Genomic DNA, 13,610 nt, shown 5'->3' on the forward strand with positions numbered 1-13,610 from the left:
AACCCTGCCAGCATGCGGGGTCTAGACCCTTGAGCCCCATACCCCATTTGAACCGAGGTGAATCATGCATCTGGAAGGTTCCTGCCACTGCGGCGCTGTCGCATTCAGCCTGACAAGCGCCCATCCCTATCCTTATCAGCGCTGCTACTGCTCGATCTGCCGCAAGACCCAAGGTGGCGGCGGTTACGCGATCAACCTGGGCGGCGACGCGAAAACCCTCACCGTCGAAGGCAAGGACAACATCGCCATCTACCACGCCAAAATGCGCGATGACGACGGTCACGAAACCCACATCAGCAGCGCCGAACGGCATTTCTGCAAGCGGTGCGGCAGCGGGCTGTGGTTGTTCAGCCCCGAGTGGCCGGCGCTGATTCATCCCTTCGCATCGGCGATCGACACGCCGTTGCCGACCCCGCCGGAGCACACCCACCTGCTGCTGAACTCCAAAGCGCCGTGGGTGGAAGTCGCCGCAGGGCCCCATGACCAGCAGTTCGAGGCCTACCCTGAAGAGTCGATTGCCGACTGGCATGAGCGGCTGAAGCTGACTCAATAATCTGCCGCGCTGGAATGAGCACAGGCGTCGGGCGTTCCTCTGGCAGTGGCTGCCGACGGAGCGCCCGCCCGACCGACCACTGGATAATTCCCTGAACCTCTCCCCCGCCGGCCCACTCCCAACTAAACGCTGATAAGCCCAATAATAAGCCCACGAGGAAGCGCACATGCCTTTGCATCGAGTCGCCACCCTGACCGAGCTTCATCGAGACCGCGGTCTCCAGGTCGAGTTTGGCGAAACCAAGGCGCTACTGGTTCTGCACGGCGAAGAAGTCCGCGCGTTTCAAGCCTTCTGCCCCCACGCCGGCGCCCCCCTGGCGGACGGCGCCATCTGCAACGGTCACCTGATCTGCCCCTGGCACAAAGCCGAATTTTCCATCGACGACGGCCACCTGTGCGAACCGCCCGCCCTGGACGCCCTTATCCGTTACCCCGTTCAACTCATCGAAGGCCAGGTGCACGTCGATGACCAGCCCATGGCCGTTCACACGCCGACACTGGCCGAGGACAGCCGCCGCTTCGTCATCATTGGCGCCGGGGCCGCGGGCACAGCGGCGGCCTGCGCGTTGAGGGAAAAAGGCTTCAATGGTCAATTACGGCTCATCGACAGAGAAGCCGCGCCCGGCTACGACCGCACGGCGCTCAGCAAATTTGTGCTGTCCGCCGAAATGAAAACCGATGAAATCCCTGCCCTGCGCGAGGAGGCGTTTTACCTGGATAACCGCATCGAGCGGGTGCACGGCGAGGTGATGAAGCTGGACGTCATCAACAAGCGCGTGACCTTGGCGGACGGGCGCCGCTTTGACTATGACGCGGCGCTGGTCACCACGGGCGCCGAGCCCTGCGCGCTGCCTGTGGAGGGCGCCGATCTGCCGCAGGTGCTGACGCTGCGCAGCCGCGATGACGCCAGCCGAATTCTCGCGGCGGTCCACTCCGGCAGCCACGCGTTGGTCGTGGGCGACAGTTTTATCGGGCTGGAAGCGGCGTCGGCGTTGCGCACACAGGGTGTGAACGTCACGATTCTGGCCCATCACGAAGTGCCGTTTGTCCGCCTCCTGGGCGAGCGCATCGGCAAGGCGCTGCGCGCGCTGCATGAGCAAAACGGCGTGTTGTTCCGCACCCACGTCGATGTCAGTCGCTTCGAAGGCGTTGAACGGGACGGCCAGCAGGTGCTGCAGACCGCCGTGCTCAGCAATGGTGAACGACTGCAGGTGGATCTGGCGTTGGTTGGCGTCGGTGTAAGTCCGGTCACGCATTTCATCGACGGTCTTCAGCTGGAGGAAGACGGCTCACTCCCCGTCGACGACGGCATGCGCGCAGGCAAGGATGTGTGGGCAGCAGGCGATATCGCCACCTTTCCACTCAACCTCCAGCCGCAGCGCATCGAGCACTGGCGGCTTGCCCAACAGCAGGCACGTATCGCGACGGGCAATATGCTCGGCGAAGACCGGCATTACACCGACGTGCCGTATTTCTGGACCTACCATTTTGAAAAGCGCCTGGATTATCTCGGCCACGCAGAGGACTGGGACGACATCGTCTACCTGGGCGAAGCGGAGCGGTTCGACTTCCTGGCGCTTTTCTGCAAGCAGAATGTGGTGGCGGCCGTGGTCAGCTGTGGGCGCGAACGGCCCATGGCGATGCTCGCCGAACGCATGAAACAACCGCTGTTCAAAGATGAAGCGCAGATGCTGATCAACCAGATCGGTGATTGAGCACGCACTTCAGCGTCATTCATTTATCCGCATACCGGAGGGCGCCATGCCTGATAAAGAGTCCAACCGCGAAGACCTCGACCACAAGCCTGAAAACGCAGGCAAGGTCGGCGAGGAACACAAACAAGCCAATCAAAGTGGTGAACAACAGCGACCACCGGAAACGGAGCATCCGGCAGACGCGACCGACGCCAAACCCTGAACCAGCGGCATCAGCCGCGGCTGGTGGCCTGCTGACGATCACTTTGCTGCTTTGCGCAGCGGCTGGTTGCAGGCTGCTCAGCGGTCTCCACCTTCAGCCACCACGCCTCGCCCCGACTTGGGTACTGCACGTAAAAAGGCTGGCCCATTTCCGGGGTGGTGATGGAGATGCTGCGGTCCCACGCCAGCGCGAGAATCCGGTCGAACGGCTCGTGCCAGGCGTGCATCGCCAGGTCGAAGGTGCCGTTGTGAATCGGCAACAGCCACTTGCCGCGCAGGTCGATGTGCGCCTGCAGCGTTTCTTCGGGCTGCATGTGCACGTTTGGCCAGTCCTCGTTATAGGCGCCGGTTTCCATCAGCGTCAGGTCGAACGGGCCGTACTGCTCGCCAATCAACTTGAAGCCGTCGTGATAACCGGTGTCGCCGCTGAAGAAGATCCGCTGCTCGCCGTCGAGCATCACCCACGACGCCCAGAGCGTCTGATTGCCGTCGCGCAACGTACGCCCTGAAAAGTGCTGCGCCGGCGTTGCCACAAAGCGAATCCCATGAATATCGGTCGACTGCCACCAGTTCAACTGCTGAACCTTGGCCGCCGGCACACCCCACTCGATCAGCGTGTCCCCTACCCCCAGCGGCGTGATGAAATGCTCGGCCTTGTCCTTGAGCACCTGGATGGTCATGTGATCGAGATGGTCGTAATGGTTGTGGGACAGGATCACTGCTTTCAGCGGTGGCAGGTCTGCAAGGCTGATCGGCGGCTGATGGAAGCGCTGCGGACCGGCCCACTGCACCGGCGAGGCACGGTCAGCGAAGACGGGGTCGGTGAGGAAGTATTCACCGCGCAGTTTCAGCAGCACGGTGGAATGGCCGAGCCGATAGACCGTGTTGTCGGGCGCCGCCAACAGTTGCTGGCGCGACAGCGGCTGAACCGGTATCTCGCCGGCCGGGCGGGTGTGGTGGGGTTTGTTGAACAGGGCGTTCCAGAAGATGCGCAGGGTCTTGACGAAGCCTGAGCGCGCCATCGGCTTGTGATTGAAATAGCGGCCTTCACGCCGAGTCAGGACAGGCAGCGCAGGATGTGAATCAAGGTGTTTGTCGATCGAGGCCATGAGGGTGCTGACTCCATGAAACGGGTGAAGGTGGCGCGTGCGCAAGCTGCAAGCTGCAAGCTGCAAGCTGCAAGCTGCAAGCTGCAAGCTGCAAGCTGCAAGAGCATGACGTACGCCTTGCGCTTTGGCTTTGGCTTTGGCTTTGGCCGTGGCTTTAGCTTGAAGCTTAAAACTTGAAGCTTCCGGCTGCTTCTACACTACACAGTGTAGTTTCAAGCTTGCACGATGGGCAAAGAGAAGTAAACTGCCCGGTGTAATTTTCTTGCCGGGTGACTTCGTTGCCCGGCTCACCTCACAGAAGCGAATCCATGACTGCCCCACTGCGACTGACCGACCGTAAACGCGAAGCCATTGTTCAAGCGGCGATAGCCGAATTTCGCGACAACGGTTTCGAGGTCACGAGCATGGACCGCATCGCCGCCCGGGCGGAGGTCTCCAAGCGCACGGTCTACAACCACTTCCCCAGCAAGGAAGAGCTGTTTTCCGAAATGCTCCATCGTCTGTGGTCCTCCGCCGCGACGCAGACCGATGCGGTGTACAAACCCGGCGTGCCCCTGCGCGATCAACTGCGCGAATTGCTCGACGCGAAAATGAAAACCCTCGGCGACAGCAATTTCATCGACCTGGCCCGCGTGGCCATCGGCGCGACCATCCACTCCCCCGATCGCGCGCAGGTCTGGGTCAGCCGACTCAATCAGCGCGAAGAAACCTTCACCGTCTGGGTGCGCGGCGCCCAGCAGGACGGCCGCCTCAAGGCCGTCGAGCCGGTGTTCGCCGCGTCGCAGATCCATGCGTTGCTCAAGGCCTTCGCCTTCTGGCCACAAGTCACCCTCAACGAACCCCTGCTCGCGCCGGACAAGCAACGCGAAGTGGTGGAGTCGGCCCTCGACCTGTTCCTGTGCTGGTATGAAATCCCGCTCGACAAATCTCGGTCCGCCACTGCCCGTTAGTCCATGGCCGCCGTGACGCGCTCGACGATCTGCCTGCGGGCCAGCAAACCCTGCATGGCGCGATCGATGGCGACGCCGACGATATTCGCCGGTGCCGTATCGGGTCGCCCCGAATCGTAAGGCGGCGCCGGTGCGTACTCCAGTTGCAGCTGAATGGTCCGGGCCGTATCCGGATCGAACACCTCGCTGATCAGCGTCAACGCAAAATCGATCCCCGCCGTCACGCCGCCGCCGGTCATCAGGTTGCCGTCGCGCACCACGCGCTCGTGTACCGGAATCGCGCCGAACTGCTCCAGCAGTGAATGGGACGCCCAGTGGGTGGTGGCGCGGCGGCCTTTCAACAGCCCGGCCGCGCCGAGCACTAACGCGCCGGTGCAGACCGAGGTCACGTACTGAGCCGTCGCGGCCTGATGCCGGATGAACGCCAGGGTTTGCGCATCTTCCATCAATGCATCGACGCCTACCCCGCCCGGCACGCAGATCACGTCGAGGTCGATGCAGTCGGCGAAGGTCGCGGTCGGGACAAGGGTGAGGCCGGTGCTGGACTGCAGCGGCTCGAGATCTTTCCAGACCAGGTGCACGACCACCCCGGGCATGGTGGCGAAAACATCGTAGGGACCGGTCAGGTCCAGTTGCTGGACTTTGGGGAATACCAGCAGGCCGATATGCAGGGTCATGGCGTGTTCCTTATCGTTTAAACGTGGGTCATCTGAATGCGTGAGCCGAGCAGCCGGTTGCACCTGAAGGCCACCGGCTGGACGAAAGCACTGTAGAGGGCTAGCCTCTGGCGGATACGCCATAAAGCCAACAATTCACGCCAATCTTCACAGTGAGCGCGCCATGCCCCATCAGCCCAGGCCGGTTCATGTTCTGGCCTTTCCCAACGTTCAGTTACTCGACGTCACCGGACCGCTGCAGGTGTTCGCCTCGGCCAACGTCATGGCGCAGGAAGCCGGCCTGAAAAAAATCCCTTACCGGCCCGAGGTTATCGCTCGCGACCCCGGCAGCGTGATCTCCTCCGCCGGGCTCGGACTGCTCACTCACCCGCTGCCGTCCACGCCTTCGGACACGCTGATCATCGCCGGTGGCGGCGCGGTGCACACAGCGCTGCTGGACCCGGTTCTGGTGGACTGGGTGCGAACGCAATCCGCCAGTGCCCGGCGCGTGGCGTCAGTGTGTACCGGCGCATTTTTGCTCGCCGCCGCCGGCGTGCTGGACGGTCATCGGGTGGTCACTCACTGGGACAGTTGCGACGAACTGGCGCGGTGCTTCCCGCAACTGCGCGTCGACCCGGACCCGATCTTCATCAACGAGGACAAACTGTGGACGTCGGCCGGGGTGACGGCAGGCATCGATCTGGCGCTGGCAATGGTCGAGGCGGACCTGGGCCGCGACATCGCACTGGCCGTCGCGCGGGATCTGGTGGTGTTTCTCAAGCGCCCGGGCGGGCAATCGCAATTCAGCACGGCGCTGTCGATGCAGCACCAGACCCGCGATCAGGGCAGCCGGTTTGGCGACCTGCACGCCTGGATTCTCGACAACCTGGCCAGCGACCTGTCCGTCGGCACGCTGGCGGCGCAGGTCGGCATGAGCGAGCGCAGTTTCGTCCGCCACTACCGCGCCCACACCGGCAACACGCCAGCGCGGGCCATCGAGCAGTTGCGCGTCGAAGCGGCGCGGCGTCTGTTGGGGGACAGCGCGCTGCCAATCAAGCGCATCGCCGACCGCTGCGGTTTCGGCACGGAAGAGACATTGCGCCGCAGCTTCATGCGCGCGGTATCGGTGACGCCCCAGGCGTATCGAGAGCGTTTCAGCGCGGCATGACTTGGCCGCTACAAGCTGCCACTAATGGGATGCACCGACCGGCAAATCCGGGGTGACGTTGCGTGACTGAGATGCGTTACAAGGCAAGGCTCATGGAGAAATTAATTTTCATTAATTGAAATTTTTACCCTGTTTCGTGTAATTTAATTTTCATCACGAAATCAGAGATAACAATAATGACTGCCTGTGATCGTCCCGCCCCTGTTCTTCTTTCGCCGCTGATGGCGCTTGCAACATCCACTGCCGAGATCGTTTTCACCGCCTGGCTGCGCACCGGTTAACGCCACTGCGCGGGGGAGTCCTGCCCTGTTTCAGCTCGACAGGCTCAGCCCCGCCGCCGCCCAAGCCCTGACCTCCTCATCCTCAGCAAGGAATCCGTTGCATGCCTCCGTCAACCGGCCTGTCTCTGTTGGTCTATGCCGCCGTCGCGATCATCGCCTTGATCGTGCTTATCGCGCGGTTTCGTCTCAACCCGTTTATCGTCATCACCCTGGTGTCCGTCGGCCTCGCCCTGGTCGCCGGGATGCCGGCCAATGCCGTCGTTGCGTCCTATGAGGGCGGGGTCGGCAAGACGCTGGGGCACATCGCGCTGGTTGTGGCGCTGGGCACCATGCTCGGCAAGATGATGGCCGAATCCGGTGGCGCCGAGCAGGTGGCGCGCACCTTGATCGACCGCTTCGGCGAGCGCAACGCGCACTGGGCGATGGTCTGCATCGCCTTTCTCGTGGGGCTGCCGCTGTTTTTCGAAGTCGGTTTCGTGCTGTTGGTGCCCATCGCTTTCACCGTCGCACGTCGGGTCGGCGTGTCGATTCTGATGGTCGGGCTGCCCATGGTCGCCGGCCTCTCGGTGGTCCACGCCCTGGTACCGCCGCACCCGGCCGCGATGCTGGCGGTGCAGGCCTATCAGGCGTCGGTCGGCCAGACCCTGTTCTACGCCATCCTCATCGGCATCCCCACCGCGATCATTGCCGGCCCGATCTACGCGCGCTTCATCGTGCCGCACATTCACTTGCCCGATGAAAACCCGCTGGCCAAACAATTTCTCGACCGCGAACCCCGCGCCCAACTGCCAAGCTTCGGCATCACCATGGCGACCATTCTGCTGCCGGTCGTACTGATGCTGCTGGGTGGCTGGGCCAACCTGATTGCCACGCCGGGCAGCGGCTTCAACAGCTTCCTGCTGTTCATCGGCAACTCGGTGATCGCGCTGCTGCTGGCCACGTTACTAAGCTTCTGGACCTTGGGCATCGCCCAGGGCTTCTCCCGGGATTCGATCCTGAAATTCACCCAGGAGTGCCTGGCACCAACGGCCAGCATTACGTTGCTGGTGGGCGCCGGCGGCGGTCTGAACCGGATTCTGGTCGACAGCGGCGTGACCAACGAGATTGTCGGTCTGGCGCAGGACTGGCATCTGTCGCCGCTGTTGATGGGCTGGCTGTTCGCCGCACTGATGCGGGTCGCCACCGGCTCGGCCACCGTGGCAATGACCACCGCGTCCGGCATCGTCGCCCCCGTCGCGCTGGGTCTGGGCTATCCCCATCCGGAGTTGCTGGTGCTGGCAACCGGCGCGGGCTCGGTGATTTTTTCCCACGTCAACGACGGCGGGTTCTGGCTGATCAAGGAGTATTTCAACATGACCGTGGCACAGACTTTCAAAACCTGGACGGTGCTGGAAACGCTGATATCGGTGATTGCTTTCGTCCTGACCCTCGGGCTGGCGCAGGTGATCTGAGTGGACATTCTTTACCAGATCCGCGCCCGTCAGGACTCTTTCAGCGCCGGGGAAGGCCGCATCGCCAGGCTGGTGCTCAGCGACGTGGCCTTTGCCGCCAGCGCCAGCCTCGACGACCTCGCCGCCCGTGCCGAGGTCAGCAGCGCCACGCTGTCACGCTTCGCCCGCACGGTGGGCTGCAAGGACCTGCGCGACCTGCGCCTGCAACTGGCCCAGGCCAGCGCCGTGGGCAACCGCTTCCTCACCCCGGAGCAGGCGCCGGAACAGTCGGCGTTTTTCACCCAGATCGTCGGCGACATCGAGTCCACCCTGCGCCAGCATCTGGCCGGTTTCGATGAGTCGCGCTTCCAGGCGGCGGTGGCTCTGCTGACGCCAGCGCGGATGATTCACAGCTTCGGCATGGGCGGCGCGTCCAGCCTGTGCAGCGAAGAACTGCAGACCCGTCTGGTGCGCCTCGGCTACCCGATTGCCGCCAGCCGCGACCCGGTGATGATGCGCCTGATCGCCGCAACCCTTGGCCCCGAGCACTGCGTCATTGTCTGCTCACTGAGCGGGCGCACCCCTGAACTGCTCGACGCAGTGGACCTGGCCCGCAGCTATGGCGCGAAGATTCTCGCCATCACCCTGCCCGGCTCACCGCTGGCGGAACGGGCGGATGTCCTGCTGCCGCTGCAGATCGCCGAAACCAATTTCATCTACAAACCCACCGCCGCGCGCTACGGCATGCTGCTGACCATCGACGTGCTGGCCACCGAACTGGCACTGACGGCGCCCGACGCCAACCGCGAACGGCTGCGACGGATCAAACTCGCGCTGGATGACTACCGCGGCGGCGACGACGGCCTGCCCCTTGGAGACTGACCCCATGCTTTACGACCTGATCATTCGCGACGCGCTGGTGATCGACGGCAGCGATACCCCCGGTTACCGCGCCGATGTGGCCATCCGCGACGGCCGCATCCAGCGCATCGGTGACCTCCGCGACGTCTCCGCCCGCGAAGAAATAAACGCCGCCGGCCGCGTGCTGGCCCCGGGTTTCATCGACGTGCACACCCACGACGACACCGTGGTGATTCGCCAGCCGGCGATGCTGCCGAAGATCACCCAGGGCGTGACCACGGTGATCGTCGGCAACTGCGGCATCAGCGCCTCGCCGGTAACGCTCGCGGGCGATCCGCCGGACCCGATGAACCTGCTGGGTCCCGCCGCCGCGTTCGTTTATCCGCGCTTCATCGACTACCGCAACGCGGTGGATGCGGCGCAGCCGGCGGTCAATGTGGCGGCGCTGATTGGCCACACTGCGCTGCGCAGCAATCACATGGACGATCTTTTTCGAACGGCGCGCGCTGATGAAATCAGCGCCATGCGCGGGCAATTGCGCGACAGCCTGGCGGACGGTGCGCTGGGCCTATCCACCGGTCTGGCCTACGCCTCGGCTTACTCGGCCGAGACCGACGAAGTCAAGCAGCTGGCCGAGGAGCTCACGGCGTTCGGCGCGGTGTACACGACCCATCTGCGCAGTGAGTTCGAGCCGGTGCTGGAGGCCATGGACGAGGCGTTCGCGATCGGCCGTCACGCCCGATCACCGGTGGTTATTTCCCACATGAAATGCGCGGGCGCCGGCAACTGGGGCCGCAGCCCGCAGCTGCTGGCGTCCCTGGAAAACGCCGCGCTGAGCCACCCGGTGGGTTGCGATTGCTATCCCTATGCGGCCAGCTCTTCAACGCTGGATTTAAAGCAGGTCACGGATGCGTTCCCGATCACCATCACCTGGTCGACGCCGCACCCGGACCAGGGCGGCCGCGAGCTGAAGGACATCGCCGCCGACTGGGGCCTGTCGCTGGTGGAGGCCGCACGAAAACTGCAACCCGCTGGCGCCGTGTATTACGGCATGGACGAGAACGACGTGCAGCGGATCATGAAGCACCCGCTGTCGATGATCGGTTCGGACGGTCTGCCGGAAGACCCGTTCCCGCACCCGCGCCTGTGGGGTGCGTTTCCCCGGGTGCTTGGGCATTTCAGTCGGGATCTGGGGCTGTTCCCGCTGCACACCGCTGTGCACAAGATGACCGGACTGACCGCCACACGCTTCGGGCTGCATGATCGCGGATTCGTGCGCGAAGGGTATTGCGCGGATCTGGTGTTGTTCAACGCCGAAACCGTGCGCGATGTGGCGGATTTCAAAGAACCCAAGCGCGCTGCCGAGGGGATTGATGCGGTGTGGGTGAACGGGCATTTGAGCTACGCCGAAGGCAAACCGCAGGGGGAACGGCAAGGGAGGTTCTTGCCGAGGAGTGGGTCGTTGGTGGGTGGGTTTGGTTGATTCTGTAGGACTGGCTTTAGCCGGGAAGACGTCAGGCGGCACACCGCAAATCTGAGCTGTACGCGCTGGCCTCTTCCCGGCTGAAGCCGGTCCTACTAACATCCCATGCGCTCAGAGAAATGGGCGGTGACCTCGACCGTAGGACTGGCTTTAGCCGGGAAGACGCCCATGGAGACGCCATCAATTACGGGGTGTCACGTATGACGCTTTCCCGGCTGAAGCCGGTCCTACTAACATCCCATGCGTCCAGAGAAATCGGCGGTGACCTCGACCGTAGGACTGGCTTTAGCCGGGAAGACGCCCATGTGGACGCCATCAATTTCGGGGTGTCACGCATGACGCTTTCCCGGCTGAAGCCGGTCCTACGAAACATCCCATGCGTCCAGAGAAATCGGCGGTGATCTCGACCGTAGGACTGGCTTTAGCCGGGAAGACGCCCATGTAGACGCCATCAATTACGGGGTGTCACGCATGACGCTTTCCCGGCTGAAGCCGGTCCCACTAAAAGTGCGTGGCCCTACTCAGAGCATGCGCTGTGCCAGTGGACTGGCTTTAGCCCACCACCACCCCACGGCATTCGCCAAACCCGATACTCACTTCACCGTCCTTGCGGCAGCGCGCTTTGAGGATCACCTCATCGCCCGCTTGCAGGAAGGTCCGCGTCTCGCCGTTGGACAATTCGACGGCGCGTTTTCCGCCTTCGGTCATTTCCAGCAAGCTGCCGAGCTGACCGGGTTGCGGGCCTGACAAGGTGCCGGTGCCGAAAAGATCGCCCGCTTGCAGCTTGCAGCCGTTGACGCTGTGGTGGGCCACCATCTGCGCGACGGTCCAGTACATGTTCAGCGTGTTGCTCAGGGCCAACCGTTGCGGCGCGACGCCCTGCTCTTTCATCCGCGCGGTAAGCAGCAGCACTTCCAGCTCGATGTCCAGCGCGCCCCCGGCCTGATCCTGCTCGTCGAACAGATAAGCCATCGGCTGCGGGTCACCCTCGGGACGCGTCGGTTGGGCCGCACGAAACGGCGCCAGCGCCTCGGCCGTGACCACCCACGGCGAAATGCTCGTGGCAAAACTCTTCGACAGAAACGGCCCCAGCGGCTGGTATTCCCAGGCCTGCAGGTCCCGGGCCGACCAGTCGTTCAGCAAGCAGAAACCGGCGATGTGCTCACCCGCCTTGCCGATGGGGACAGGCTCGCCGGCCTCGTTGCCCTGCCCGATCCACACGCCCACTTCCAGTTCGTAATCCAGGCGCTTGCTCGGCCCGAAGTCCGGTGTCTCGGCGCCCGGTTTCAAGGTCTGCCCGCTGGGGCGCCTGATCGGCATCCCGGACACACCCAGCGTCGACGCCCGGCCGTGATAAGCGATCGGCACGTATTTGTAGTTCGGCAACAGCGGATTGTCCGGGCGGAACAGCTTGCCGACGTTCATCGCGTGATGAATGCCGACGTAAAAATCGGTGTAGTCGCCGACCTGCGCAGGCATGTGCATCTGGCAGTCCGCCATTGGCACCAGCAGGCGATCCCCCATGGCCTGCAAGCGTTCACGCTGCAGTGTTTTTTCGTCGAGCAAGTGCAGCAATTCGTTGCGCAGGGCCTGGCGCGACGAACCACCCAAGGCGAAAAAGTCGTTCAACTGCCCGCGACAGGCGGCTTCGACGGCCACCCGCGCGGCGCCATTGAACAGGCTGGCCTCAAGGGCCGTCTGCAGGTCCAGAACGAAATCGCCGATGGCCACGCCGCCGCGCTTGCCGAAACCGGGGCGGCTGAACACGCCCAAGGGCAGGTTTTGCAGGGGGAAATCAGGATGGTCGTTGGCGCTGGTCACCCAGCTGCGCGGATGCTGTGGAGTGCTCATCGTTGGCTGTCCGTGTCGAAAGGCTTGAACGTTCTGGCGATGCCATCCCAGCAGGCATCGTAGTCGCTTTGCAGCTGTGGGCATTCCAGCGCGTGATAGCTGGGGCGCAGAACTTTGCCGGTCTCGAACATGAAGGCCATGGTCTGCTCGATCTTGTGCGGCGTCAGCTCGGCGGCGATAGCCTTCTCGGCGCTGGCATTGTCCGGGCCGTGGGCGCTCATGCAGTTGTGCAGCGACGCGCCGCCGGGCATGAAACCTGCAGCCTTGGCGTCGTAGGCACCGTCGATCAGCCCCATGAATTCGTTCATCAGGTTGCGGTGGAACCACGGTGGCCGGAAGGTGTTTTCCGCCACCATCCAGCGCGGCGGGAAAATCACGAAATCGATGTTCGCCTGACCCGCCACCGCACTCGGCGAAGTCAGCACGGTGAAGATCGACGGATCGGGGTGGTCGTAACTCACGGTGCCCAAGGTGTTGAACAGGCGCAGATCGTATTTATACGGGACGTTGTTGCCATGCCACGCGACGACATCGAAGGGGGAATGACCCAGCGTGGTGGCCCACAGTTCGCCGAGAAATTTCTGCACCAGCACGGTGGGCTGTGCGCTGTCTTCAAAATGCGCGTGGGGGATCTGGAAATCCCGGGGATTGGCCAGGCCGTTGCTGCCGATCGGCCCGAGGTCCGGCAGGCGCAGGGGGCAGCCGTGGTTCTCGCAGAGATAGCCCCGCGCTGTGCCGTCGAGCAACTCGACGCTGAATTTCAAACCACGGGGCAGCACGACGATTTCCTGGGGTTCAATGTCGAGCAGGCCCAGCTCGGTGGTGATGCGCAATCGGCCCTGTTGGGGGACGATCAGCCACTCGCCGTCGGCGCTGAAGAACGCGCGCTGCATGGAGCGGTTGGCGGTGTAGACGTAGACGCTTACGCCCTCGGCCTGTTCGGTAGACGAGGTGCTGGCCAGGGCATGCAGGCCGTCGATGAAATCGGTGGGTTCGGCGGGGACGTCGAACGCATTCCAGCGCAGGCGATTGGGTGTGACCGGGCCTTGCTGCTGACCGGGGATCTGCCGCTCAAGGCGCTGAAAACGAGGGTGCGCGGCGGAGGGTTGAATGCGATAGAGCCAGGAGCGTCGGGCTTCGGCGCGGGGTACGGTGAACGCGGTCCCGGAGAATTGCTCGGCGTAGAGGCCCAGCGGGTGACGCTGCGGCGAGTTCTGCCCGTGGGGCAAACCGCCCGGCATCGCCTCGCTGCTGAAATGATTGCCGAATCCGCACTGGTAGCGCAGGGACTCGGACCGGGGTGCTGTCGACATGACGACCTCTTATTGTTTTTATCGTAAGCTTGTTACGCAT

At 63.3% G+C, this 13,610-nt stretch carries 13 protein-coding genes; 9 read left to right on the top strand and 4 right to left on the bottom strand.

Annotated features, from left to right (window positions below):
* The first annotated feature begins 64 nt into the window (after nucleotides 1–64).
* The 3 genes from M1E04_RS15800 (at nucleotide 65) to M1E04_RS15810 (ending at nucleotide 2,469) form a co-directional block, all read left to right on the top strand.
* Nucleotides 65–553: a GFA family protein gene (locus tag M1E04_RS15800; protein ID WP_456291671.1), complete on the top strand. Its 489-nt coding sequence runs from the start codon at nucleotides 65–67 to the stop codon at nucleotides 551–553.
* A gap of 166 nt (nucleotides 554–719) precedes the next feature.
* A complete protein-coding gene (locus M1E04_RS15805) occupies nucleotides 720–2,267 on the top strand; it encodes an FAD-dependent oxidoreductase (protein WP_456291672.1) in 1,548 nt (515 codons plus the stop codon).
* Nucleotides 2,268–2,313: 46 nt separating this feature from the next.
* Nucleotides 2,314–2,469 carry a hypothetical protein gene (locus M1E04_RS15810; protein ID WP_167355798.1) on the top strand — a complete coding sequence of 52 codons (156 nt, stop codon included), beginning with the start codon at nucleotides 2,314–2,316 and terminating at the stop codon, nucleotides 2,467–2,469.
* 10 nt (nucleotides 2,470–2,479) lie between these two features.
* Here M1E04_RS15810 and M1E04_RS15815 read toward each other — a convergent pair whose 3' ends face one another.
* On the bottom strand, nucleotides 2,480–3,577 hold the full coding sequence (locus M1E04_RS15815; protein WP_456291673.1) for an MBL fold metallo-hydrolase: 1,098 nt from the start codon (nucleotides 3,575–3,577) through the stop codon (nucleotides 2,480–2,482).
* A 15-nt stretch (nucleotides 3,578–3,592) separates the two neighbouring features.
* Between M1E04_RS15815 and M1E04_RS15820 the strand changes: the two genes are divergently transcribed.
* Together M1E04_RS15820 and M1E04_RS15825 are read left to right on the top strand one after the other, a co-directional pair.
* Nucleotides 3,593–3,754, top strand: coding sequence for a hypothetical protein (locus M1E04_RS15820; protein ID WP_456291674.1), 162 nt, complete (start codon nucleotides 3,593–3,595; stop codon nucleotides 3,752–3,754).
* Between the two features lie 131 nt (nucleotides 3,755–3,885).
* Nucleotides 3,886–4,527, top strand: a complete 642-nt coding sequence (locus tag M1E04_RS15825; RefSeq protein ID WP_456291675.1) for a TetR/AcrR family transcriptional regulator — start codon at nucleotides 3,886–3,888, stop codon at nucleotides 4,525–4,527.
* On the opposite strand, the gene M1E04_RS15830 is transcribed toward M1E04_RS15825, so the two are convergent.
* Nucleotides 4,524–5,204: a DJ-1/PfpI family protein gene (locus M1E04_RS15830; protein ID WP_065989554.1), complete on the bottom strand. Its 681-nt coding sequence runs from the start codon at nucleotides 5,202–5,204 to the stop codon at nucleotides 4,524–4,526. The genes M1E04_RS15825 and M1E04_RS15830 overlap by 4 nt on opposite strands.
* 163 nt (nucleotides 5,205–5,367) lie before the next feature.
* Here M1E04_RS15830 and M1E04_RS15835 point away from each other — a divergent pair, with 163 nt between their 5' ends.
* The 4 genes from M1E04_RS15835 to M1E04_RS15850 all read left to right on the top strand — a co-directional run bounded on the left by M1E04_RS15835 (nucleotide 5,368) and on the right by M1E04_RS15850 (nucleotide 10,406).
* Nucleotides 5,368–6,351: a GlxA family transcriptional regulator gene (locus M1E04_RS15835; protein WP_456291676.1), complete on the top strand. Its 984-nt coding sequence runs from the start codon at nucleotides 5,368–5,370 to the stop codon at nucleotides 6,349–6,351.
* A gap of 382 nt (nucleotides 6,352–6,733) precedes the next feature.
* On the top strand, nucleotides 6,734–8,083 hold the full coding sequence (locus M1E04_RS15840) for a GntT/GntP/DsdX family permease (RefSeq protein WP_065989551.1): 1,350 nt from the start codon (nucleotides 6,734–6,736) through the stop codon (nucleotides 8,081–8,083).
* Nucleotides 8,084–8,944, top strand: coding sequence for a MurR/RpiR family transcriptional regulator (locus tag M1E04_RS15845; RefSeq protein WP_456291677.1), 861 nt, complete (start codon nucleotides 8,084–8,086; stop codon nucleotides 8,942–8,944).
* 4 nt (nucleotides 8,945–8,948) lie between these two features.
* On the top strand, nucleotides 8,949–10,406 hold the full coding sequence (locus M1E04_RS15850; protein ID WP_456291678.1) for an N-acyl-D-amino-acid deacylase family protein: 1,458 nt from the start codon (nucleotides 8,949–8,951) through the stop codon (nucleotides 10,404–10,406).
* Nucleotides 10,407–10,958: 552 nt separating this feature from the next.
* On the opposite strand, the gene fahA is transcribed toward M1E04_RS15850, so the two are convergent.
* Both fahA and hmgA read right to left on the bottom strand, forming a co-directional pair.
* Nucleotides 10,959–12,257 carry a fumarylacetoacetase gene (gene fahA / locus M1E04_RS15855; protein ID WP_192134283.1) on the bottom strand — a complete coding sequence of 433 codons (1,299 nt, stop codon included), beginning with the start codon at nucleotides 12,255–12,257 and terminating at the stop codon, nucleotides 10,959–10,961.
* Nucleotides 12,254–13,570 (bottom strand): homogentisate 1,2-dioxygenase, encoded by a 1,317-nt coding sequence (gene hmgA, locus M1E04_RS15860; RefSeq protein ID WP_456291679.1) that lies wholly within the window; start codon nucleotides 13,568–13,570, stop codon nucleotides 12,254–12,256. Before hmgA ends, fahA begins: the two co-directional genes overlap by 4 nt.
* Nucleotides 13,571–13,610: the final 40 nt, after the last annotated feature.

It is taken from the genome of Pseudomonas sp. AK106, from assembly GCF_053903055.1.

Bases quoted from the DNA above. Each gene is read 5' to 3' on its own strand.
- M1E04_RS15800 (WP_456291671.1), top strand. From the start codon at position 65: ATGCATCTGGAAGGTTCCTGCCACTGCGGCGCTGTCGCATTCAGCCTG.
- M1E04_RS15805 (WP_456291672.1), top strand. From the start codon at position 720: ATGCCTTTGCATCGAGTCGCCACCCTGACCGAGCTTCATCGAGACCGC.
- M1E04_RS15810 (WP_167355798.1), top strand. From the start codon at position 2,314: ATGCCTGATAAAGAGTCCAACCGCGAAGACCTCGACCACAAGCCTGAA.
- M1E04_RS15815 (WP_456291673.1), bottom strand. From the start codon at position 3,577: ATGGCCTCGATCGACAAACACCTTGATTCACATCCTGCGCTGCCTGTC.
- M1E04_RS15820 (WP_456291674.1), top strand. From the start codon at position 3,593: ATGAAACGGGTGAAGGTGGCGCGTGCGCAAGCTGCAAGCTGCAAGCTG.
- M1E04_RS15825 (WP_456291675.1), top strand. From the start codon at position 3,886: ATGACTGCCCCACTGCGACTGACCGACCGTAAACGCGAAGCCATTGTT.
- M1E04_RS15830 (WP_065989554.1), bottom strand. From the start codon at position 5,204: ATGACCCTGCATATCGGCCTGCTGGTATTCCCCAAAGTCCAGCAACTG.
- M1E04_RS15835 (WP_456291676.1), top strand. From the start codon at position 5,368: ATGCCCCATCAGCCCAGGCCGGTTCATGTTCTGGCCTTTCCCAACGTT.
- M1E04_RS15840 (WP_065989551.1), top strand. From the start codon at position 6,734: ATGCCTCCGTCAACCGGCCTGTCTCTGTTGGTCTATGCCGCCGTCGCG.
- M1E04_RS15850 (WP_456291678.1), top strand. From the start codon at position 8,949: ATGCTTTACGACCTGATCATTCGCGACGCGCTGGTGATCGACGGCAGC.
- fahA (WP_192134283.1), bottom strand. From the start codon at position 12,257: ATGAGCACTCCACAGCATCCGCGCAGCTGGGTGACCAGCGCCAACGAC.
- hmgA (WP_456291679.1), bottom strand. From the start codon at position 13,570: ATGTCGACAGCACCCCGGTCCGAGTCCCTGCGCTACCAGTGCGGATTC.